This window comes from Dyadobacter beijingensis DSM 21582 (assembly GCF_000382205.1).
Classification (GTDB): Bacteria; Bacteroidota; Bacteroidia; order Cytophagales; family Spirosomataceae; genus Dyadobacter; species Dyadobacter beijingensis.
The window spans coordinates 748,911-772,710 of record NZ_KB907788.1; the positions used below are offsets into that span (position 1 = coordinate 748,911).

Annotated in this window: 18 protein-coding genes; 15 read left to right on the forward strand and 3 right to left on the reverse strand. The window is 52.7% G+C overall.

Annotated features, from left to right (window positions below):
- Positions 1 to 201 precede the first annotated feature (201 nt).
- The 4 genes from H144_RS0116615 to H144_RS0116630 all read left to right on the forward strand — a co-directional run bounded on the left by H144_RS0116615 (position 202) and on the right by H144_RS0116630 (position 5,759).
- The gene (locus H144_RS0116615; RefSeq protein ID WP_229207920.1) at positions 202 to 3,183 is read left to right on the forward strand and encodes a sensor histidine kinase; all 2,982 of its coding nucleotides are present in this window, start codon (positions 202 to 204) and stop codon (positions 3,181 to 3,183) included.
- A 35-nt stretch (positions 3,184 to 3,218) separates the two neighbouring features.
- A complete protein-coding gene (locus H144_RS0116620) occupies positions 3,219 to 3,965 on the forward strand; it encodes a LytR/AlgR family response regulator transcription factor (protein ID WP_019943221.1) in 747 nt (248 codons plus the stop codon).
- Positions 3,966 to 4,224: 259 nt separating this feature from the next.
- On the forward strand, positions 4,225 to 4,605 hold the full coding sequence (locus H144_RS0116625; protein ID WP_019943222.1) for a hypothetical protein: 381 nt from the start codon (positions 4,225 to 4,227) through the stop codon (positions 4,603 to 4,605).
- Between the two features lie 263 nt (positions 4,606 to 4,868).
- Positions 4,869 to 5,759, forward strand: a complete 891-nt coding sequence (locus H144_RS0116630; protein ID WP_019943223.1) for a sensor histidine kinase — start codon at positions 4,869 to 4,871, stop codon at positions 5,757 to 5,759.
- On the opposite strand, the gene H144_RS0116635 is transcribed toward H144_RS0116630, so the two are convergent.
- The 3 genes from H144_RS0116635 to H144_RS0116645 form a co-directional block, all read right to left on the reverse strand.
- A complete protein-coding gene (locus H144_RS0116635; RefSeq protein ID WP_019943224.1) occupies positions 5,724 to 6,353 on the reverse strand; it encodes a response regulator in 630 nt (209 codons plus the stop codon). The two genes, H144_RS0116630 and H144_RS0116635, sit on opposite strands and share 36 nt — an antisense overlap.
- Positions 6,354 to 6,514: 161 nt before the next feature.
- On the reverse strand, positions 6,515 to 7,516 hold the full coding sequence (locus tag H144_RS0116640) for a bestrophin family protein (RefSeq protein ID WP_026350758.1): 1,002 nt from the start codon (positions 7,514 to 7,516) through the stop codon (positions 6,515 to 6,517).
- A gap of 117 nt (positions 7,517 to 7,633) precedes the next feature.
- Positions 7,634 to 8,482 (reverse strand): TraB/GumN family protein, encoded by an 849-nt coding sequence (locus H144_RS0116645; RefSeq protein WP_019943226.1) that lies wholly within the window; start codon positions 8,480 to 8,482, stop codon positions 7,634 to 7,636.
- Between the two features lie 293 nt (positions 8,483 to 8,775).
- On the opposite strand from H144_RS0116645, the gene H144_RS0116650 reads away from it, so the two are divergent.
- From H144_RS0116650 to H144_RS32070, 11 genes are all read left to right on the forward strand, one after another.
- Positions 8,776 to 9,834 (forward strand): LacI family DNA-binding transcriptional regulator, encoded by a 1,059-nt coding sequence (locus tag H144_RS0116650; RefSeq protein ID WP_019943227.1) that lies wholly within the window; start codon positions 8,776 to 8,778, stop codon positions 9,832 to 9,834.
- A gap of 190 nt (positions 9,835 to 10,024) precedes the next feature.
- Positions 10,025 to 11,257, forward strand: a complete 1,233-nt coding sequence (locus H144_RS0116655) for an Nramp family divalent metal transporter (RefSeq protein WP_229207921.1) — start codon at positions 10,025 to 10,027, stop codon at positions 11,255 to 11,257.
- Positions 11,258 to 11,260: 3 nt separating this feature from the next.
- Positions 11,261 to 12,277 carry an NAD-dependent epimerase/dehydratase family protein gene (locus tag H144_RS0116660; protein WP_019943229.1) on the forward strand — a complete coding sequence of 339 codons (1,017 nt, stop codon included), beginning with the start codon at positions 11,261 to 11,263 and terminating at the stop codon, positions 12,275 to 12,277.
- Positions 12,278 to 12,344: 67 nt separating this feature from the next.
- Positions 12,345 to 13,406, forward strand: a complete 1,062-nt coding sequence (locus tag H144_RS0116665; protein ID WP_019943230.1) for a dihydrodipicolinate synthase family protein — start codon at positions 12,345 to 12,347, stop codon at positions 13,404 to 13,406.
- Positions 13,407 to 13,546: 140 nt separating this feature from the next.
- A complete protein-coding gene (locus tag H144_RS32065; protein ID WP_019943231.1) occupies positions 13,547 to 14,947 on the forward strand; it encodes a PQQ-dependent sugar dehydrogenase in 1,401 nt (466 codons plus the stop codon).
- A gap of 65 nt (positions 14,948 to 15,012) precedes the next feature.
- Positions 15,013 to 18,096: a SusC/RagA family TonB-linked outer membrane protein gene (locus H144_RS0116675; protein WP_211220693.1), complete on the forward strand. Its 3,084-nt coding sequence runs from the start codon at positions 15,013 to 15,015 to the stop codon at positions 18,094 to 18,096.
- A gap of 11 nt (positions 18,097 to 18,107) precedes the next feature.
- The gene (locus tag H144_RS0116680; RefSeq protein ID WP_211220694.1) at positions 18,108 to 19,568 is read left to right on the forward strand and encodes a RagB/SusD family nutrient uptake outer membrane protein; all 1,461 of its coding nucleotides are present in this window, start codon (positions 18,108 to 18,110) and stop codon (positions 19,566 to 19,568) included.
- A 92-nt stretch (positions 19,569 to 19,660) separates the two neighbouring features.
- Complete coding sequence (locus H144_RS0116685; RefSeq protein WP_019943234.1) at positions 19,661 to 20,848, forward strand: glycosyl hydrolase family 28-related protein; 1,188 nt, start codon at positions 19,661 to 19,663, stop codon at positions 20,846 to 20,848.
- 103 nt (positions 20,849 to 20,951) lie between these two features.
- Positions 20,952 to 21,404 carry a HEPN domain-containing protein gene (locus H144_RS0116690; protein WP_157504780.1) on the forward strand — a complete coding sequence of 151 codons (453 nt, stop codon included), beginning with the start codon at positions 20,952 to 20,954 and terminating at the stop codon, positions 21,402 to 21,404.
- Positions 21,386 to 21,715 carry a hypothetical protein gene (locus H144_RS0116695; protein WP_019943236.1) on the forward strand — a complete coding sequence of 110 codons (330 nt, stop codon included), beginning with the start codon at positions 21,386 to 21,388 and terminating at the stop codon, positions 21,713 to 21,715. Before H144_RS0116690 ends, H144_RS0116695 begins: the two co-directional genes overlap by 19 nt.
- Positions 21,716 to 21,828: 113 nt before the next feature.
- On the forward strand, positions 21,829 to 23,463 hold the full coding sequence (locus H144_RS32070; protein ID WP_157504783.1) for a DUF5597 domain-containing protein: 1,635 nt from the start codon (positions 21,829 to 21,831) through the stop codon (positions 23,461 to 23,463).
- Positions 23,464 to 23,800: the final 337 nt, after the last annotated feature.

A 23,800-nucleotide genomic window follows, 5' to 3' on the forward strand; every position in this document is an offset into this window, starting at 1 on the left:
TGTGGGATGGACGAGGAGTTCGGCACGATGGACGCTTTCCGCCGCTTCCGCTCCACGCCAGGCACAATCGGCGGGCCGTTTTCCTCCGATCACTAAGAAAAACGACAACTTACTGAACGGTTTGATCAACCATTATTTAAATTGTAAAACTTGCATGCTTTCGATTTGAACCTCTTTCCCCTTCCAAAACCGGTGGATTCAGTGAAATGCCTGTACGTTGGTCTGATCATGCTCCTGGCGGTATGCAGCGGTTGCCTCGCGCAGCTGCCGGACTTCAATGTGCAGCTGCTCAACGATAAAAACGGCGTGCAAACGGCCAACGCATCCCGCATTATCCGCGACCGTCACGGCTTCCTGTGGGTACTTTCGCCCAGGCATATCCAGCGCTTCGACGGCCAGAATGTCCGACGCATTGAAACGGAAGGCGAAAACCTGCTCGATATTGCCGCCGACACCGCGGGCGCCGTCTGGGCCACGTCCGACAGCGGTATCCGGAAATACCGGATCGGCGACCGGTCGCTGAAAAACGTAGCGGTAGCCGGCCCGCCGATAGCCCCGCTGAACAAGTTCGGCAAATTGCAGGTCACGGCCGACAACCGCATCTGGGCCAATGCAGGCCGCGGGCTCTACCTGTACGATCCCCGGACCGACACGTTCCGCTACCACGCATTGCCGGGCCTGGACGGGCATTATTTCTATCGCCGCATTTTCAGCCAGCACGGCAACGGACTGTTCCTGGCCGACGTGCGCACGCTGTACCGCTACGACATGCGTACCCGCCGTGTGCGCCATGTCGCATTCACGGACGTGCGGGCGCTGGTACCCGTGAGCGAGGACGTCGCATGGGTCAGCAATAATCTCTTGCAGGCATTTGAAGTCAATTTTGCCACCGGGCTTGTGACGCCGCTGAAACAAAGCCCGACGCAACCGGCCGGTTTGCCGCTGGCAGAGCTGATCAGCATTACAGCGCTGAATGCGGCGCAGCGTCTCGTGAATACGACCAAAGGTTGCTACCTGCATCATATTCTTACCGATACATTTACACGCGCGGTTCTGTTCGAATCGGGTAAGCTGCTGCCTAATGATGAAAACTATGCCGATTTTCAGGACCAGGACGGCACGCAATGGATACTTTCGCAGGAAGGCATCCTGTTTTTCCGGCCGCAGGCGCACACCATCGGCTGGCTGAATAGCTTTCCCGGGGCCGATCTGAGCAACAATGTACGCGCCGTGGCGGAAGATGGCCGGGGCAATATCTGGCTCGGTACCACGCGCGGCGTGGCGATGCTGGACATCCGCAGCGGTCGGGTAACGCCCGTGGGGCAGGCGCATTACGGGGAAGTGCGGGGCCTGTTTTTCGATGGAAAAAATATGCTGCTCGCTGCAAACGGCTCATTGCCGAAAGTGCTGGACCCGGCGCAGCGAAGCTTTAAGGAGTTGAAATACGAACCCGGCGTGAGCGGGGAGGCGTTGCGCGAAAAACTGCTCACGGAGACATTTACTACGATTAAAAGCCTGCCATCCGGAAATTGCCTCCTTGTGGGCGAACTGGGCTGCTATGAAGTGCAACGCGGCACGTACCGGATCACCGAAATACCTGTGCGGGGCGTCGAGAAGCTCATCCAGAAAATAGCGCGCGATTCGAAAGGCAATTACTGGCTCGGCACTTACCAGGGGCTGGTGGTGACGAATGCGGCTTTCCAAAATGCCGTCGCCGATACGGATTTCGCGCCGGGCAAGCTGGTAAGCGCCATTTTGCTCCAAAACGACTCGACGGCCTGGTGCGGATCGGTGGGCATGTACGAGGTGGTCAAAAGAGGGAATGCATTTCAAAAACGGAAGATTTTCCCCGAGCTGGCTAACCAGCGCATTGCTATCCTGCACCGGGACAAGGCCGGCCGGACATGGATCGGTGCGGACGATGGTTTGTACCTGCTCAACCGAAATACCGGCAAGCTGCAGTGGTTTGATTTTAGGGATAATATTCAGAATAAACCATTTAATATCAATGGCTTGCTGGAAGCTTCGGACGGACGGATATACATCGGCGGGCTCAACGGGCTCAATTATTTTGACCCTAACCTGTTGAAATACCGCGAGGAAAAGCTGAATGTCATCATTGCCGCCGTGCGGGCCAATGCGGACGATTCGCTGCTTACCGGGCACCACGGCCCGCTTACCCTCGACTGGACGCAGAATTCCGTGGAAATACAATACCTGACGCCCTATTTCCGCAACCCGGAAAAACTGATGTACCGTTACCGGCTCTCCGGGCTGGACGATAACTGGGTGGATAATGCCCGCAACAGCCGGGTACGGTTTACGTCGCTGCCGCCGGGAGATTACGTTTTTTCCGTGGCGGCGAGCCTCGACGGCCTTACCTGGTCGGAAACGGCCACGCCATTGTCGTTTGTGATCCTGCGGCCGTGGTGGAAAAACGGGTGGTTTATCGGTGCGATGGCCTTGTTCGTATGTGCGGTGGGTTATGGCCTTTTCCGGACGCGCGTGGCGGCTATCAGGCGGCAGACGGCCTTGCGCGAACATATGGCGGAGCTCGAAATGCGGGCATTGCGTGCGCAGATGAACCCGCATTTTATCTTCAACTGCCTCAATTCGATCAACCGCTACATTGTTAAGAGCGACAACGCGACGGCATCGCTGTATCTCACGCGCTTTGCCAAGCTGATCCGCCTGATCCTCGATAATTCGAATGCAAAAAAAGTGTTGCTCTCCAACGAGCTCGAAGCATTGAAACTCTACATTGAAATGGAGCGCATCCGTTTCGACAACAAGTTTGACTACCATATCCTGATCGACGAAGACGTGCATACCGATTCGATCGAAGTGCCTTCGCTGATTATCCAGCCTTATGTGGAGAATGCGATCTGGCATGGTTTGCTGCATAAGGAAAGCAATGGCAGCCTTTGGGTAAAGCTGCGGATGCTCGACGACAACACGCTCGAATGCATCGTGGAAGACAATGGCGTGGGCCGCGAAAAGGCCGGGGAGTTCCGCAGCAAGTCGGCAACGGGCAAGAAATCCCTGGGCATGAAGCTCACCGAAGACCGCATTGCCGTGCTCAACCAATATGCGCAGACGAATGCGAGCGTGGAGATACTGGACCTGCAAGACGACGACCGAGTGGCCTCGGGCACGCGCGTGGTGGTGATTATCCCGGTCTAGGGATTAGATTAAAGAACTAAAAATCAAGCAATGATATGATCAAGTGTGTAATCATCGATGACGAGAACAATTGTCTCGAAATGCTGGAATGGCTGTTGAAAACCTACGCGCCGTCGGTAACGATCGCCGCGATGTGCAATTCGGCGGAAAAGGGCATTGAGGCGATCCGCGAGCACCGGCCCGACGTCGTGTTCCTGGACATTGAAATGCCCCGGATGAACGGCTTCGATATGCTGGAAAAATTTGATAAGCTGCATTTCGACGTCGTGTTTACAACAGCCTACGACAAATTTGCTATTAAAGCATTCAAATACAGCGCGTTGAACTACCTTTTGAAGCCGATCGATCCCGACGACCTCGTGGAAACCATCCGGCGGATCGATGAGAAACGTAACATTCCCTCGCGCGAGCAGATCGAACTGCTGTTCCAGAGCGTGCGGCAGGTAAAAAACACGCCGCCCCGCATTGCCCTCACGACAGGCGACGGGATGATTTTCGTACCGACCCAGGAAATACTTTACTGCGAAGCAGAGAGCAACTACACGAGCGTCATGCTCGCGAATGGCAAGAAAGTGGTGGTTTCGAAGGTGTTGAAGGACATCGACGAGGCGTTGAGCGGACCGGATTTCTACCGGGTACACAATTCGTACCTCATTAACCTGAACCGCATCAAGAAATTTGTACGCGGCGAAGGTGGCTACGTGGTGATGGACAACGATGTGGCAATCAGTATTTCCCGTTCAAGGCGGCAGGAATTCATGGAAATGTTTGCGCGGTTCTGACCGGTTAATCAGTTCGAATTTATTTAACGGTTTTGATTATTCAATTAGTAATCAACTACTTATAGTGTGATTCTGCTCTCAAATGCCTTGCGTTTTGCAAGGCATTTTTGGTTTCTGTCGATTGGCTCAATAAAAACGTCGGCTACTCAACGGCCCGAAAATGCGGCGCGGGCCAAATATAATTTTGTCATGTCAGGAGAGAAAAACACCTGGCGGCTCAAAACGAAACCATTTACAACCAGTTAACTTTTTATTAGCCATGAAAAATTCATTGAAAAGCAATCTGTTAAGCACCCGTTTATCGGCCCTGCTCCTGCTCATCGTATTTGCATGCAGCGACGACAAAGCGCCGACACCTCAGGGTAACCTGATTTTTTACACCAATTACACCGCCGGGAAATACGACCGCATCGATGTGGTCGTCGACGGCAAGGTTCTCGGATCGATCTCGGAAACTGCCGCGCTCCGGCCCGAATGCAACGCCGCCGGCAGCGCAGCGGTGGTGAGCCTGATGCTGCCGGTCGGAACGTACGCCGTGTCGGGAAAACGCTACAAGGCGGGCGAGCTGGTGGGGAACTGGAAGGTCAGCTCCGCGACCGTCAGCGTCGAGGAATGTAAACGCATACGGTTTGTAGAATAAATAGGTTGAAAGGACGGGGCCCCGGCCCGCAATGGAATGGAAGACAGTCCCGTAGCTTTGCCGCGGGATTGTTTGTTTTTCAGGGAAACAGGATTGAATTGCTAACCTTCGTGCGAATAATTGTAGAGATTTGTAGAAATGGTGTTAAAAAAATTAACCATTCGTACCAATATTTACTACAAATCCCATTTATTTGCGTGAACAAGATATACCCTTCACTAATAAACCTCATAAACTTGCGAAACTAACCCCACGGTGAAGCTATGATCTCGCAATGGATCACTATTATATTTTTGGCAGCACTGTCGCTGCTGGTCTTTTTTCTTTGGGTACGCAACCGCTATTTTCAGCTGGATCTCGCCAAGAGGGCGCTTGAACGACAGGTAGAGGACTTGTCGAGGAAACTGGAATACAGCAATGGTCTCAAACAAAAGATCACGATGATGATCGCGCACGACCTGCAATCGCCCCTGCACTTCCTGAATGTGCTTTCCGAGCACGTCTCCCGGTTTGCGGCCAACAACCAGCTTCCCGAGGTGAAAGCGGGTACGGAGGAAATCAAAAAAGCAACGGGTAACATTCACGCATTCGTCAAAGAGGTGAACTTGTGGGCGCGCTCGCAGCACGAAAACTTCCAGCTGGCGCAGCATTCATTTTCCTATGCCGAGCTGGTGGCGGAATTACAGCAATTTTTCGGCGATATGATGCTGATGAACCAAAATTCGCTTGTCGTTGAATATGAGGAAGATGTGTTCATTTTTACGCACCGGGACATCCTCAAAGCCATCCTGCGCAACCTGATCGACAATGCCAACAAGCACACGCGCGGAGGGGAAGTGCGCCTGACGCTCACGCACCACCACGACGGGCCGGTGCTCACCGTATCGGACAACGGCGCGGGGATGCTTCCGGCCGATCTGCAGAAAATACGGCGGCGCCTGGCCAATCCGACGCTGAATGCCCCCTTGGAAGCCAACAGCCGGCTCGGTTACCAGTTGATGGCGGATTTTGCGCATACGCTCGGCTACCGCCTGGAAGTAAGCAGCAACAAAGGTGCGGGAACTTCCGTGCGGATCAGCGGTCTGGTTTGCCACAGCCCGTTCGTGGCCGAGCTGCATTCAACCGAGGTTATAGGCGTCTGCCAGCCTGATTAGCGCTGTTTTATTGGGTATATTCAGTTTTTTGAAGATCCTTCGCTTGAAGGTGTTCACGGAAGTATACTGCACCTGCAGGATTTCGCTGATCTGCGTCACCGAATAATCCTTCACGAGGTAAGTAGCCACCTGAAATTCGCGTGGCGTCAGCTGGTCGAACGGATTGCCCGAGCGGCCGGTGAGCGTGTCGTTGATCAGGATATTGGCCAGATTGGGGCTGGCGTACCGCTTGCCGCTCATAATCGTCGTAACCGCCTTCACAAGCTCTTCCGGCGGCGAGTCCTTTTCGAGGTAGCCGTGGGCACCCTGCTGCAGCGCCCGTTTCCCGAAAATACTTTCATCGTTCATCGAAACGACAAGGATTTTTGTTTGAGGGTAAAATTCGGTGACCCATTGCATAAGCACCGTGGAGTCGGTGTCCGGCATGTTCAGGTCGAGTAGCAGCAGGTCATAGCTGTGGGCCGTAAACTGCGCTTTTACCGATTCGCCGTCCCAGCTCTCATCGATCTGGCTGATTTTGAAATAGTTATGGAGTGCAAGTTTCAGCCCGAAACGCACCAGTGAATGGTCGTCGGCTATCAGTATTTTCATCATATAACTAACGTCGAGAATAATCGGCAGCAATATCGCAACATTTCCCGCGGTTCTGCAAATAACCGTATCGGGCAAATGGTGACAATTTTTCTACCGGCCGATAATTCAGGCGGCATTTTGCCGGTTACGTACCCCGTATAGTGCGGGACGGTTGCCCTGCGTCAGTAAACCGTACCCGCATAGTTTTTCAATTTCTCGGGCAAATCTTTTTCGTCGAGCATTTCTTTCAGGTCGATTTCGATGTTGCGGATAATGGTACTGATGGGAATGTCGTTCAGCAGGCCTTCGAACGGGTTTTCGCTGATGTCACCCACGTATTCCATAAACATAAACACCCAGGAAACGATCATGTTGAAGGGAATGAGGAGGAACATGAATTTCTCGCCCAGGTCGACGAACTGCGGCAGCAGGCCGAATGGCAGCAGCGTCATGAAAACGAATATGAACAGGGTGGAAGTGGTCGCGTACTGGCGCGGAAAAGGAGTATTTTTGATCCGCTCGCTTTTGCCCTGCTCATCGTACAGCGCGGCGATGAGGTTTTGCAAGGCCACATGCTGGTAAGCGTCGAGCGCGCCGGCGCGGCGCAGGTTGCGGATGTGCTGGGACTGCAAATCGAGGATCTGCGTGGCCTGGTTGTTTTTACCCTGGATCAATTCGTGCTCCGCGGCGGGCAGGTATTTGGCGATTTCCACCTCGCACGGTGCCTGTGCGCGCTGTAATGCCTTTCTTTGCCGCTCGCTGGCCCGGTCCTTATGCTCCCAACTCGTCCGTTGCGCCATCGCTTTTTTCAAAGCATACAGCCAGGCCAGGTGCCGGTAAATGATAATGCGGTTTTCGGCAGCGGCGGATTCGATCTCGACGTCGGGCGAACAAGTAGTGAATGACCGGACTGCCGTAGCAAACGACCGGCTGTTATTGACGATGGCCCCCCAAACCTTGCGCGCCTCCCAGCTCCGGTCGTACGACTGGTTGTTTTTGAAGCCTACAAAAAACGCGGTAGCCGTACCGATCAGCGACACCGGCAGCCACGGAATGGCCACCCATTGCCAGCCGAGGTAGTCGTACAGGAGAATCGCGGTGGAGCCTGTGAAGAGCGAAAAGAGCACCATTCGCCAGGAATAGAAATAAACGATGACAGGAGAAAGGAAACGATTAATGTACATAGAGCGCTATTGAGTGATGGGAGTGAGTAGTTATTGCGCTCCTAAAATGCAAACAAATCGTATTCGAGGCAACGGGGTGTGCGCAATTAGAGATTTGTCACCATTGGTTACCAATATTCAAAGCTTTACCGGCCTCAATGTGTAACCTTTCCGTCTTAACAATTCGATCAACCCCGTTTGATATTTCAGATGTTCCAATCCAACGGCGATGAAACAGCTTCCTTCCTTTAATTTCTCCTCGATCTTGGGAATCCAATGCGCGTTTCGTTCGACGGTTGCCTGAGCGACTTGTTCAGTTGGTTGCTCGTTCAACACCAATGGGTTTTGTAATTTTTGTGAATATAAGGTGAAATCAATTCCAATTTCAGGGCCGGATTCCGCGAGAGAAGTGTGCGATTCAATTAAATGCACCAGGAATTTAGCGAGCCGCCGGTAACCCAGCCCGTCTATTACTTTTTGTACGTGCAAGGGATTGTCCAAATGAAATGCCGGCTTTTTTAAATTAATCATTTTCTCAAAAATAAGATCGTCGAACCGGTCGTATTGTGTTTTGTTCTCAATCATGGTCATAGCTGCCTGCACCATTGCCAGAAGGTCAGCATTGTCATTATGCGGACGCATACTACCAAGGGGGGATGCAGTGAAAAAGCTATCGACTTTCGCATATTCTTCGGGGGTAAACAGCGAGTCCAGCGGCGGCTGATCGTCTTTTAGTTGCTCCGGAACCTGGCCGATCGGCGAACCAAGGCTTTCAAACAGGGCCATATCCGCGCTTTCGGCAATCTGTCTTAATGTTGGAAAGCTATCCAGCAATGTGATGGAGGCAATATGCAAGGTTCCAAAGAGATAGGAGGGTTTTGCAATGCCGTTTCCCGTTATTTTCCACAACACGGATTCACTTTGCTGAGCAAGTAATATAACACTGGTTGTCAGCACCAAAGCCATCGATAGTACAATGTTCCGCATATATAATGTTTTGTTTGAGATGAAATGTGGTAATGGCTTAGCATTTCATATAAGCCGACTTTGTTTTTGGCATACTGTTTTAAATCGCACGTCCAGTCCGGGTAAATGGGTAGCCGAAGCCGCTTTTGGCAAGGTTGGGTAGCGGGCGGGCGGTCGCCCCGCTTGCAGGAATCGCCGTCTTGCAGCTATATTTACCCTTCAAACCAAACCTTAACCTGACGGTCGCATGCGTGTGGCTGTCGCGATGGCGCGGGAAATGCCGGTTTCCGCGTGCGATCCAAACGAACCCCTGAATGGAAAAAGAGAACGAATTGTTCGGTGTGAAGGAAATCGCCAGGCGTGCCAACGTCTCCACCGCCACCGTCGACCGGGTATTGCATAACCGGACGGGTGTTTCGGAGAAAACCAAGGCGAAGATCAACGCGATCATCAAGGAAATGGACTACCAGCCCAACATCCTTGCCAGCCGGCTCGCTTCCAAAAAAATCATCAGCCTAGCCGCATTGATCCCCGATGTGTCGGAAGAAACGGATTTCTGGGCGGCCCCGCTGGCCGGTATTCGGCGCGCGGAGGCCGAAATGCGGCAGTACGGCGTGCAGGTGCAGATTTTTCTCTTCGACCTGAACGACAAAGACGCTTTCGCGGAGCAGATCCGCCACGTTTTCGAGGGCGGTTTTCACGGCATCCTCATTTCGCCTTCGTTCATCGAGGAAACCAAGAAGTTCGCCGCCGAATGCGCGCGCCGCAAGATGCCGTACGTGTTCATCGACTCCGATATCCCCGATCTGCACAGCCTCTCGTACATAGGCCCGCATCTGCGCAAGAGCGGGTACGTGGGCGCGAAGCTGCTCACTTACAGGCTAGAAGCAGAAAAAAAAGTGTTGATCATCAACATTTCCAAGGAGATCGATAATTTCAATTACCTCGAAATCGAGGACGGTTTCCGGGCGTATTTCAATGACAACAACCAGCCGAACGAGATTGTCCGCATTGATATCCGCGAGACCGATTACCAGTCGGTGGCGCGGCACCTTACCTACGTTTTCCATTTAAACAAGGACATCGGCGCGGCATTCGTGACCAATTCCCGCGTGCACACGGTCGCTTCATTTCTCAAAAACAGCCATCGCACCCACGTGTCGCTGATTGGCTACGATTTTGTGAAAGAGAATGTCGGTTATCTCGAAAACAATGTGATCGACTTCCTGATCTGCCACCGCCCTGACGATCAGGGCTACCGCGGTATGATGGCCCTTTATCAAACCCTCGTCGTGAACGCCCCGGTAACGAAGCAGAATTACATGCCGATCGACATCGTTACGAAGGAGAACTACGAATTCTACCAGAATTAGCGCAATCGTACATATATATGGTGTAAAAGCGCGATTGTGCGGGAAATAGACTGCCGATAAAAATTTTCACAAAATTTTATGGATATGTTTTGTCAAAAAATGGAATTCAGAAATTCTTTTCTACCTTTACGGGCACGTGCCCGTAATCCTCAATCATCTCAACTTTCACTTACCGCCAAACCCTTTTACTTTGGAAAATTCTCAGAACAATATGCTTAAATGGCTGAGGTCGCTCGGACCGGGTATGATCACAGCAGCGCTTGTTTTCGGCCCCAGCAAAATGACGATTACTTCGAAAATGGGTGCGATTTATGGTTACTCGCTACTATGGCTGGTGGTGGTCGCGATTTTCTTCATGGCTATTTTTACCGGTATGGCCACACGCATCGGGGTCGCCACAGAGCAATCGTTGCTGGCGACTGTGCGTGAGAAATGGGGCAGAGGGGCTGCTATCGCAATGGGTATCGGTGTGTTCCTGGTCGCGTCGTCGTTCCAGGCCGGGAATTCGGTCGGCGTCGGGATCGCAGCCGGGGAGCTCTTTCATACTTCTCCTGTACCCTGGATCTTGTTTTTTAATGCATTGGCCATCTGCCTGTTATTTTTCAGGAGCTTCTATTCCGTGCTTGAAAAAACGATGATCTTTCTGATTGTCCTCATGCTGCTGTCGTTCATCACGACGGTGTTCTGGGCACGTCCCGATGGCGTGGAAATGGCGAAAGGCCTCGTGAGTCCCCAGGTTCCCGTGGGTTCATTGGGGCTGATCATCGCATTTACAGCTTCCTGTTTCTCTATCGTAGGCGCGCTGTACCAATCCTACCTGATTCAGGAGCGGATCCGTCTCAATCCGGCTGTGCGCAACGGACGCAATGACAGCACTACGGGTATCATTTTACTCGGTGTCATGTGCCTGATCGTGATTGTGTGCGCGGCGGCTATACTGAAACCGAAAGGAATCCCAGTCAACTCTGCCTCCGATATGGCCAAAGCGCTGGAACCCCTTTTTGGGAGCAATGCATCCGCTTTTTTCCTGATAGGGTTGTTCGGGGCAGCGTTTTCCTCCGTCATTGGCAATGCGTCGGTGGGCGGTACGCTATTAGGCGATGCGCTCGGTTTGGGAAGTAACTTCTCGTCGAAGCAGGTGCGCTACCTTGTGGCCATGGTAATGGTGATCGGCGCATTTGTGGCGATCCGTTTCGGGAAGCTGCCATTGGAACTGATCGTGTTCGCGCAGAGCGTTACGATTTTTGTCGTACCGTTTATCGGGACGGTCATGTACCTGGTAGCCAATGACGCAAGCATCATGGGTGAGAAGGTGAACAAGCCATTCGTCAAAATTTTCGCCGGGTTGGGGCTGCTGATCATATTTGCCCTTGCGCTCGTCAATGTCAAAGAATTATTTTTTAACAATCCGCTTTTTAAATAAGAAATGAACGGTATCCAATCATTTGAAGAACAATGGCTTAGCCCGTCGCAGGCGCTGATCGAGGACATGAAGAGCATTGAGGGCGACATTATGATCCTCGGCGCGGGAGGCAAAATCGGGCCTAGCATTGCAAAGCTCACGATGCAGGCCATCGAACGCGCGGGCCTCGACAAGCGGGTTATCGCCGTGTCGCGGTTCAGCGAGGAAGGGCTGATCGAAGAACTAAATGCCGAAGGGATCGAAACGATTGTGGCCAACGTCTTGGACGACACCCAGTTGCAGGATTTGCCGGAAGTGGAAAACGTGCTTTACCTGGCCGGACAGAAGTTTGGCACCTCGGGCAACGAGCCTTATACGTGGGCGATGAACACGTATCTGCCCGGGCGCGTGGCCGAAAAATTCCGGAAATCCCGCATTGTCGTGTATTCGACGGGTAATGTGTACCCGTTCACGCCCGTAGGCTCGGGTGGGGCCACGGAGGAAATGCGCGCGGATCCGGTAGGGGAGTACGGGCAGTCTTGCCTGGGCCGGGAGCGTATGTTCCAGTATTTTTCATCGGTTTACGGCACGCCGATCCTGCTGTACAGGCTCAATTATGCCATTGATTTCAAATATGGCGTGTTGCTGGAAGTGGCGAAATCGGTGCTCAACGGCAAGCCGCTCGATGTGACGATGGGGCATGTGAATGTGATCTGGCAGGGCGATGCCAACGAAATGGCAATCCGCTCGCTGCTGCATTGCGAGTCGCCTTCCAAAATCCTGAACATTACGGGCCCTGAAACGGTGTCGCTGCGCTGGCTGGCGAAGGAGTTTGGACGTATATTCAATACCGAACCGCAGTTCGTGGGGGAAGAGCAGTCAACGGCGCTGCTGAGCAATGCTTCGGAATCGTTCCGGCTGTTCGGTTACCCGCGCACGACGTTGAAGCAAATGATCGGTATCACGGCGCAATGGCTGCTGGACGGTGGCAAGACGATCAACAAACCCACGCATTTCCAGGAGCGGAAGGGGCAGTTTTAGGAGGGAGGAAAGGGAGTGATTGTTGCAGAGGTGTTGTATGGTTTAATGTATTGATTTAAGATAGATTATGTTGAAAGAAGCTATTAAAAAGCTGCTGTTCGAAGGAACGGTGATCCCGGCGCACCCGCTGGCGCTCACGAAAGAATTGCAGCTCGACGAACAGAAACAACGCGGGCTGACGCGCTACTATATGGCGAGCGGCGCGGGCGGTGTTGCCATTGGCGTGCACACGACACAGTTCGAGATCCGCGATCCGGAAGTGAATTTGTTTGAAAAAGTACTGGCGATCACGTCCGACGAGATCGACCGGGCGGCATTAAGCCGGCCATTCATCAAGGTTGCAGGCATTTGTGGCCTTACGGAACAGGCTTTGAAAGAAGCCGAAATCGCCGTCCGATACGGTTACGACCTCGGTTTGGTGAGTATGGCGGCATTCAGGACGCAGCCGGAAGCGGAGATCATCGAACACGTGAAAAAGGTGGCGGCGGTGATCCCGGTATTCGGGTTTTACTTGCAGGCGGCGATCGGCGGCCGGGTGTTCAGCTACGATTTCTGGCAGCAGTTCGCGGAAATTCCCAATGTGTTCGCCATTAAAATAGCCGCATTCAACCGTTATCAGACCCTGGATGTGGTACGCGCCGTAGCGCATTCGGGCCGCCGCGATGAAATTGCCCTGTATACCGGCAATGACGACAACATCGTGGCCGACCTGCTGACGCCTTACCGTTTTGAAATTGATGGAAAATCGATTGAAAAACGCTTCGTAGGCGGCTTGCTGGGCCATTGGGCCGTATGGACGGAAAAGGCCGTGGAGCTGCTAGTGGCCGTCAAACACACGCTTGCGACCAACTATGCCGACATCGACGTCATGCTCAGCACGAACATTGCCGTCACCGATATGAACGCCGCTATTTTTGATCCGGCCAACGCATTCCACGGCTGCATTACGGGCGTGCATGAAGTACTGCGCAGGCAGGGATTAATGGAAGGGATCTGGACGCTGAACCCGAAAGAAACCCTTTCGCCCGGTCAGTTCGAAGAGATTACCCGTGTGATCGAGGCGTATCCGAACCTGGTCGACGACGCTTTTGTAGCACGTTTTTTGGAAAATGAACTGAATGTAATCTGATGAACTGGTTGCGATCCATCCCGGTTTTTCTTGCGGCTGTCTCTGCGCTGTTCGTTGCTGCGACTAGTGGGCCGTATAGAGCGGATCATGCCGCATCGTTAATGCCTGATCGGCAAAACCCCCTTTTTTTAACTCCTTCCGTGCACGTGCACGTTGCCGCTTCCGGGCTGAATGTACCCTGGGAAATGGTTTGGGGGCCCGACAACCGGATCTGGTTTACGGAACAAAATGGGACGATTACCCGGCTCGATCCGACGACAGGAGAGAAGCAGTTATTGATCCAAATCAATGAAGTGTACCGGCACCGGTCACTGGGCCTGCTTGGCATGGCACTGCACCCGGATTTTGTGAAACATCCGTATGTGTTTGTGGACTACACCTGCAAAAAGGACTCGGCGATCACGACCAAACTGGTGCGGTTTACCTACCGGGACAACCGCTTGACCGACCCGAAAACGATGCTGGAAATCCCTGCGCATACGGGGCATAACGGCTCGCGGATCGTGATTTCACCCGACCGGAAGCTGATGTTTGCGACGGGCGACGCCATTACCATTACCAATGCGCAAAATACGGCGTCATCGAATGGTAAAGTGCTGCGCATGAATCTTGATGGCAGCGTGCCAGCCGATAATCCGATCAAAGGCAGCTACGTATGGTCGTGGGGGCACCGGAACATTCAGGGGCTGGCTTACGGCGCTAACGGCCTGTTGTACAGCTCCGAGCATGGCGATGCGGTGGAGGATGAGCTGAATATCATCCGTAAAGGGCACAACTACGGCTGGCCGAAAGTGGAAGGTTTTTGCGACCAGCCGCAGGAAAAGGCATTCTGCGACTCGGTGCGGGTGACGGAACCCGTGAAAGCGTGGACACCGACCATCGCACCGGCAGGGATTGCGGTTTACAATGGCAAAATGTTCCCTGAATGGAAAGGCGCCGTTTTGCTTACTACATTAAAAGAAGCGGATTTGCGGGTGCTCCAAATGGATTCTAAGGGGACGGGCGTCGTTTCGGAACACATTCCCCTGGATGCTGCGTACGGACGCTTGCGCGCCATATGCGTCGCACCCGACGGCAGCATTTACGTCTCCACGAGCAACCGCGACTGGAACCCCGGCAGCGGTTTTCCGAAGCCGGAAGACGACCGCATTCTCCGCATTACCCGGGGTACAAAAGCGGATCTGCTCGCTCAGAATACCCAAAAACAGGCGACCGCGGATAACGCCTCGAATGGCGCAACACTTTATCGACAATACTGCGCATCCTGCCACAAGCCCGACGGCAAGGGTATTGCCGGTACCTTCCCGACCCTGCATGGCGCCGAGCAGGTGAAGGATAAGGACCAGTTTGTGCAGATTATGCTGAAAGGACTTTCGGGCAAAATCAGCGTCCGGGGAGAGGAATTCGACCAGCATATGCCGGCGATGGGTTTCCTGCCCGACGAATCCATTGCCGGGATCGGTACTTATGTGCGGCAGTTTTTCAACCAGGACCTGGATTCCGTGCGTGTCCGGGATGTGGCAAAAATGCGGGGGAAGTAATGCATTTATCCTAACTCGTGCACGTGCACGTCACCAATTGTATATCTAGTTAAACCCAATACCTTATGATCACAATGAAATTTTACCTAAAAAGGCCTTTGCGGGCATTCCTGCTGGTGCTGGCCTTGTGTGTGGCGGGCCGGTTGCAGGCCCAGGATGCCGGCAATGTGTCGGGAACGGTGGTGGACAGCGTCGGAAATGCCACTTTGCCGGGCGTGAGCGTCGTCATCAAAGGCACGAGCAAGGGCGTTACGACGGATGTGGACGGCAAGTTTCAGATCCAGGCGTCGGCCGGCGACGTGCTGACATTCTCGTTTATCGGGTACAAAAAAGTGGAGGTGCCGGTGGGTAACCAATCCGTGATCAGCGTGGTGATGCGGCAGGACAATACCGTGCTCGACGAGCTGGTGGTGGTGGGATACGGTACGGTGAAGAAGAGTTCGGTAACGGCATCGGTGGCGAAAGTGGAAAACACCGTGCTCGACCAGATTCCCGTCGGCAGGCCCGAGTCGGTGCTGGCCGGGCGGCTCGCCGGGGTGAATGTGACGCAGAACAATACCTCGCCGGGCAGCGCGCCGCTGATCCGTATCCGCGGTGCAAGCTCCATCGACGCCGGCAACGACCCGCTCGTGGTGATCGACGGCTTCCCCGGCGGTAGTCTCGGCAGCGTGAGTACCAACGACATCGAGTCGATTGAAGTACTGAAAGATGCTTCCGCAGCCGCTATTTATGGTTCGCGCGGCGCAGGCGGGGTTATTATCGTGACAACGAAGAAGGGGAAGTCGGGTAAGGCGCGGTTCAATTTTAATGCATATGCCGGTGTAGCGAATGCGAAAGGTCATAAAGACTGGATTACCGGTCAGGAATATTACGACTACGCCGTGCGCTATCAGAACCGCGAATACAAATGGATCGGCGGCGATACGGGCATTCCCGTCTGGAATGACGCGCGACGCCCGAATGCCTACCAGGTGAGCGATGCATTAAAGAACGGGAACAATGTGATTTGGGAAGATGAGGTAATGCAAAGTGCCGCCATTCAAAACTACAACCTTTCGGTAGGCGGTGGTAATGATCATGTAAGGTATTATGTATCAGGTACATTGAAAGACGAAAAAGGCACTTTTAAAAATACCTGGTACAAAAATTACGGCGTGCGTGCGAACGTGGACGTGACGGTGAATTCGGTCGTGAGCCTGGGTTTCATGCTCAATCCTTCCTATTCGAAGCGCCGTTTCGCATCGGCCGACATTAATAATTACGTCAAATTCCCCAGCTTCGTGGCCGTGCGCAACCCGGACGGCACCTACCCGAACGCGCGCTCGTACTGGGGCGCGGTCGTGAGCGGGCAGACGAACCCGATGGCGACGCTGGACGGGAGTTACTATTTCGGGACGACGGTCAACAACCTCGGCGAAGCATTCATTAACCTCAACCTGGCTAAGGGGCTTTCGTTCCGCTCGTCGCTGAGTACGAACCTCGCGTCCAATACAACCGATCGTTTTCAGGCTTCCTGGGCAATCAGTACCGGTTTGAACTCCGGCTCGCAGGCATTGAGCTCGACCACGAGCATTGCGAATGAGAACGTTCTGAGCTACACCAATACCTTCAAGAGCGTGCACAATGTGAGCGCGATTGCAGGGGCGTCTTATCAGAAATACAATTCCACCAGCAGCTCCATGGCCGCGGTGAACGGTTCGTTCAACAACGACATTATCCACACCCTCAATAATGCGATCATCAACCCGTCGGCAACGACGTCTTCCAAATCGCAATGGGGACTGATATCGTATTTCAGCCGGGTTAATTATGGCTTCAAGGATAAGTATCTGCTTTCGGCGTCGATCCGTACTGACGGTAGCTCGCGTTTTGGGCCGGATAATAAGTGGGGCTATTTCCCGTCGGCTTCGGTAGCGTGGCGCATTTCGCAGGAAGACTTCATGAAAACCGTACGCCCGGTGAGCGAGTTGAAACTGCGGGCCAGCTACGGCGCGACGGGTAACTTCAACATCGGCGATTTCGAGTATCTCGGCCAGATTGGCGACGTTTATTATTCGCCTAACAATACATTAACCAAAGGCCAGACCCAGGTATCTTACGGCAACAATAGCCTGAGTTGGGAGAAAACGAAAAGCTACGATTTCGGGCTGGAACTCGGCTTGTTCCGCAACCGCGTGAACCTTGTTCTGGACTACTACGACAAGCGCACCAGCGGCTTGCTCTACAATGTGTCGATCCCGTCGATTACGGGTTTCAGCAGCGCATTGTCCAACGTCGGCAGCGTGAGCAACAGGGGTTTTGAAATTGAACTGACCACAAAAAACCTCGTGGGAGAGTTCAAGTGGGAGACTTCCTTTAACATGGCGAAAAACAAAAACGCCGTGGAAGACCTGGGCGGCGTGCAGGAGCGCATTACCACCGATACCTACGGAATGGGGTGGATTCTCCGCCTCGGTCAGCCGATGTTCTCTTACTATGGCTACAAGATCGTGGGTGTGCTGCAAAATGCCGAAGATGTGAAAAACTCGCCGGTTCTGGCAGGTTCCGTGCCTGGTAATCCCAAGTTTCAGGATGTGAACGGCGACGGGCAGATCACCTCCGCCGACAAGGTGATCCTGGGTAATTTCCAGCCAAAAGCCTACTTCGGTTTGATCAACAACTTCGCTTACAAGGCATTCGACCTGAGCATTGCCATGCAGGCATCGGTGGGGGCGAAGATGTATAATTTTGAAAATGAATACTATCAGGGCGCTTTGCTGGGCGCGATGCGGCGCTCGCTGGTGGATACCCAATGGTGGTCGGAATCGGAGCCGGGTGATGGCATGGTGCCGGCGAGTTCGCTGAGCAAGCTCACTTACCAGTCGTCGTCGGACGCTTACATAGAGGACGCGTCGTTCCTGGCCGTGCGGAATGTGAACCTTGGCTATACGGTTCCGCCGAATATTTCTCAGAAGCTGCATTTGTCGGGCCTGCGCGTGTACGCGTCGCTCGCGAACCCATTGATGTTTACCAAAAAGGGCTTTCACGGGTACAATCCGGAGGGCTATACGGGCGGGGAGATCGCCGGAACAGGCAGCAAGCCGGGGTATAACAATGGCGCCGCGCCGATCAACCGCGTGTACACTCTGGGTCTCAACTTTAATTTTTAATGCATCAGGATATGAACATTGCTAAACATATTAAAACCGGCCTGATGCTGATGGCATTGGGCATGGCGGGCTGCGAAGATAAGCTGCTGAACCTCACGCCGGAATCGGTGCTGACGCCGACTAATTTTTACAAGAATGCGGCCGACATTAACCAGGCCGTGCTGGGGATTTACAATAGCCTGCAAACCCGCCGCCAAACGGATTACCTGTTGATGGAGGTACCGGCGGATAATTTGTACATGTCGGCCAACACCACCATTGCCGGCTCCAACGACGTCGATTTCCTTACCGTGAATGCCGACAATGCGTTGACGGCCGCATTCTGGAACACGACCTACAACGGTATTTTCCGCGCCAATGCCGTGCTGCTGAACATCGATACCCCGACCAACTATGCGGCCGGCCAGAAGGACCAGTTCATCGGCGAGGCCAGGTTTATGCGTGCATTGTATTATTTCGACCTTTTGCGCGTGTTCGGCGGCGTGCCCAAAGTGGTGGACAAAATCTCCATTGGCGACGCCGCAACATTGCCAAAAGCCAGCGAAGAGGAAATCTATGGCCTCATTATCGAAGACCTGACGGACGCCGCCGCGAAGCTGCCGGCCCGGAAATCCATCGCCACCGGCCGCGCGAGCAAAGGCGCTGCGATGGCTTTGCTGGGTAAAGTATACGTGTACCGCCAGGATTGGGCCAATGCCAAAACGCAGCTTGAAAAGGTGATCAACGAGCTGGATTACAAACTGGTACCGGACTTCGCGTCGCTATGGAAGCTGGAATCGGAGGATAACGACGAGGTGATTTTTACTGTCAAATATGTGGATGGTACCAATGGTCAGAGCTTGTCGACCTCTTACACACCGAATGGCGGCCTCGTAGGCATTGCCGACCGTGGCGCGGAGACGTCGCTGCCGTCGTGGAGCCTGATGAAAAAGTTTGAAACGGGCGATAAGCGCAAGGCCGCGACGGTCCAGGAATGGTGGACTTCGCCCGCCCAGCCTAACGCCCAGCCTATTTACTATCCTTATGTGAGCAAATATGCCGTGAAGCATTCCTACGGCGCTTCGGGCATCGATATTCCAGTGCTCCGGTACGCGGACATCGTGCTGCTGTATGCTGAAACGCTGTTCAAGCTCAATGACAAGGCCAATGCATTGGTGCAGCTCAACAAGGTCCGAGAGCGCGCATTCGGCAATGCCACGCACAATTACAAGGGCACCGAAGCAACCGATTTCCTGGACCTGATCCTGAACGAGCGCCAGCTGGAACTCGCGTACGAGCACGAGCGCTGGTTCGACCTCGTGCGTACGCGCAAGTACCTGACGGTGATGAAACAGGAGGAGAGGCTTTACAATTATGCCGCGAAAACGCCGGTGGTCGTGGACCTTATGCCAAAGGAGTTCATGAAAGTGTATCCGATCCCGCAAGCCCAGATCGATCTTTCGAGCGGTTTGAAGCAGAATAATGGCTATTGATCGGCATAGATGCGCGTGGCTGTCGGTTGGACCGCCGGCCACGTGCAGTCTCTACCTAAACCCTTAATTTGAATACCTAACTACCTGCACCTGTGAAATTTCAGCATCTGTTAGCCATCTTTTTTATTCTTCACATCGTCCTGCCGGCCAATGCACGGCGGGACGATACCCAAGCGCTGCAAAGTGCCATTGACCAGGCCGCGAAAAAGGGTACGAACCGCGTCGATATTCCGGCGGGCAACTATCTGATTTCCGCGCCTTTACTCATTCCCTCTAATTTCACGCTGGTTGCGGATCCCAAGGCTTGCATTGAATTGAAGAAATCTTCGAACCAGTATTTGCTGCGGAACAAAGACATCGTGAATGGCAACGCCAACATCAAAATCTTCGGCGGGAAATGGAACGGCAACGCGTGGACGCAGACGCGTACGATCCGCGACAAGGTGGAAAATTCCGACTTCTGTTTCGGTTTTTTCTTTTATAAGGTAAAAAACCTGGAAGTAGGCCGCTTGCAGATCGACAGCACCCGCAGCTGGGGCATCGCGTATATGGAATGTGATACGGTGCATATCCATGACATTCGTTTCCAGCAAAACCCCTTCCGCGACGCAAAATTCACAAGCGCATTGAACCACAATGGCGACGGCGTGACCGGCGGAGGAAATAATGTACTCATCGAAAACATCTCCGGCTTCACCAACGACGACCTCATCGCCTTCGCTTCCGGCGGGGCGAGTTTCCAGGGCAAAATGTCGCCTTTCCCGCCCAAAGACTACGAGAACATCACGGTCCGCAACATCTTCCCCGAAAACATCTACGACTCGATCCCCGCATTGAAAGCCGTCGCATTCTACACCTTCGAACACACCCGCGTCTCCAACATCACGATCGACAACGTGAAGGGCAACACGGCTGCCGCCTCGGTGCTGTTTTATAGTTTGTTTGACAAGAAGGGCTACTTCTCCAATGTCAAAATCTCGAACATCGAAGGCACCAACGTATATTCCCGTGCGGAGCACCCCAACCTGCATGCATCGTATGCGCCGGTCACCTTTAAAAATTCCAAAATTGACCGCCTGATAATTTACGATTTGAAAAGAGAGGAGCAGAAATACTTGGGACCAACTATCTTATTTGATGACGATATGGTTGTGGAGGAGCTGGTGTTGAAAGGTGTGACTGTTTTAAGTGGTAGAAAGCCAGGTAATTACTTTGCGAATTTTGGAAGCGCGCAACTTTTGAGGGTCGATATAAGTGACGTGAAAGTCAGAGTGGAGTAGTTGATTTAAGGCATTAAATTTAAAATTTGTAGAATTTTTGGAGTTTTAAATTCCAGGAAAAAATTCGTTCGTTTGTAGTGACACTAGCATTAACACTATAAACATGACGAACCCTCATTTCATCCGAATGATTGCGAGGCTCCGATTGAAGGAAGCCAATATTCTTTTTAAAGAACACATGTTCGATGGCGCTTTTTACTTGGCTGGTTACAGCGCCGAGTTATCCCTGAAAGCGAAAATTTCCGAACGCTTCGGAATTCCGAACCTTTTCGATGATACGGAAGCCAATACGATGCCGGGTATCAGGGACATCCGGAGTGCGGTTAAGACGCATAATCTGGTTAATTTATTGGTTTTTAGTGGATTAAAGTCCCGGTATGAAGAGGACAAAGCTTTATATCCGCATTTGGCCAAGGCCAACTCGCTATTGTTTGAGAAATGGAGTGAAAAGGCCCGCTACAAGCCTTGCGGGTTTATCTTCGAAGAGGATATCAGATGTCTTATTAATTTATTGTCGGACCAAAACGGGCTGTTAGCATGGATAGATCACAATTAATGAAAGCTTTGAAACCTTTCCGCGCAAAATGCAAGGAGCTGGGAAGATCTTTGGACTCAATCAATCTTGTGGAAGCCTATCCCGGTGATAGTTCGTCTTCGTATGTCGTGGAGGTGGAAGCGGAATGGGCGCAGGGGAATTCGAGTTGGTTTGCCATCGATTTTCTCGTCGATGTACTTTTTGATACTGTTCCTTATGAAATGCGCAAGCTGGTTTTTGCAATAAAGGTATTGCGTGATGAGAGCTGTGACGGCAGCAAGTTCGAAGAAACCAAGGTATTTTCAACCGGGCCTCTTCTGATACATCAATGATATTACTTCCCGCAAACCTTTGCGAAATGCATTGCGGAAATTTTTTAAGTTATTTATTTGCAGTGGGTTAAATATTGCTTCATATTCCGGCTTTCAATTTTCTAAACCTGAATATGATCAAGCGATACTTTTTCGGCGTGTTTGCGGGGATCTCGATGCTTGCCTCGCATCACGCATTTTGCCAAAACACTTCCAAGCCTATTCCTGCATTGGTTTCCAAAAATGGCCGTCATACTTTGATGGTGGATGGAAAGCCATTCCTGATCCTCGGGGCGCAGATGTGGAATTCGAGCGGCTGGCCGGATATTCTTGACAAGACCTGGCCGCAGTTGAAGGAACTGCACTGCAATACCCTCGAAGTCCCCATTTACTGGGAAAATATTGAGAAAGAGCAGGGAAAATACGATTTCACCGACCTCGACAAGCTGATCCTCGATGCCCGCCGGGAGAACATCCGGCTTGTACTGCTGTGGTTTGCATCCTACAAAAACGGCAGCTCGCAGTACATTCCCGTATGGATGAAGGAAAATACAAAGCAGTACCCGCGGATGCTGAATGCCGGCGGGCAACCGATACAGGTGCAGGCCACGATCTCGGACAATAACCGGAATGCGGACGCCAGGGCTTTCTCGGCTGTCATGGCGCACATCCGGCAGATAGACGAAGCTCACCGGACGGTCATTATGATGCAGGTTGAGAATGAGCCCGGGTCGCTCGGTACCGACCGGGATTACTCGCCGGAGGCCACGAAGCTGTTCAATGGGCAGGTGCCTGCAAAACTGTTGTCGGCAATGAAGAAAAAGCCTGGTACCTGGCAGCAGGTGTTCGGTTTCGACGCGCCGGAGACGTTTTCGGCCTATTATATGGCCCAATACATCAACTATGTGACGGCTGAGGGCAAGAAGCAATATCCGCTTCCCATGTACGCGAACGCGTGGCTGCGCGAGAACAGGTTCGAGCGGGCGGGCGAGCACCCAAGCGGCGGGCCTACATCGAATATGATCGGTGTGTATAAGGCCGTGGCGCCGGATATCGATCTGCTGGCTGTGGATATTTACAATCGCAACTATGTGCAGTTCAGAGATTTGTGTGAGAAGTATGCCCGGCCCGATAACGCATTGTTTGTGCCGGAAACGGGCAAAGGAATGCTGTTCGCAAGGTTCCATTATTATGCCATCGGCGATTACAACACGATCGGCGTCGCGCCCTACGGTATCGATCCCTATCACGGCGATCCGAACGACCAGCGCGATAAAACGAAGCTCGATGAAAAATTCTCCGCCATTGCCGCCAACTACCGATTACTGGAACCTGCCATTCCATTGATTACCACGCTGCAAGGTACCGGCAAGCTGAAAGCCGCCGTCGAGGAAGATGGGCTGGGGGAAAAGCTGCTGCATTTTTCGAACTACGATTTGCTGCTCACTTTTGGTTTTCCGTCCTACAAAACCACCAAGGAGCCAACCGGCCGCGTATTGGTTGGCGAAATTGCACCGGACGAGTTTTACCTGATCGGTTTCGATGCGAAATTCCAGTTCCGGCCGCGGCTCGGCTCGGGCTTCTCCGCGTCGGAATTGATTTACGTCGAGGAGGGCACGTTCGAGCAGGGGGTGTGGAGGCGACGGCGCATCTGGAACGGCGACGAGGTGTATCATTCGACGCTGACGCCCGACGGCGTGATCCTCAAAGTGAAGCTGCGGGGGCTGCAATCGGACCAGTACAACACCAGGCCCAATTTCGAACAATAGCATTGAATGCCAGGTCTTTCGGCCTGGCATTTTTGTTTGAGGTGTGCTTTTTCAAATGTATGTTCTTGAAATAGTACTATAATCTTTCGCCTTCCAATACCTGCTCCAACCCGGGATAATCCCCCGAAAACTGTCTGCATTTTGTGCCAGTCCATTTCTGCAAAGGATTGCGAAAAGGTTTGCGGAAATTTTTTAACTGTTTTAACAACAGATAGTTAAATATTCTTTCATCTTACCATCAAAGTGTTTGATTGACACAATTCAACGCCGGCATTCATCCCGGCAGAGTCCAATCAGGCACACCCTATACCTTATCATTTTATCAAACCGGGTTTTT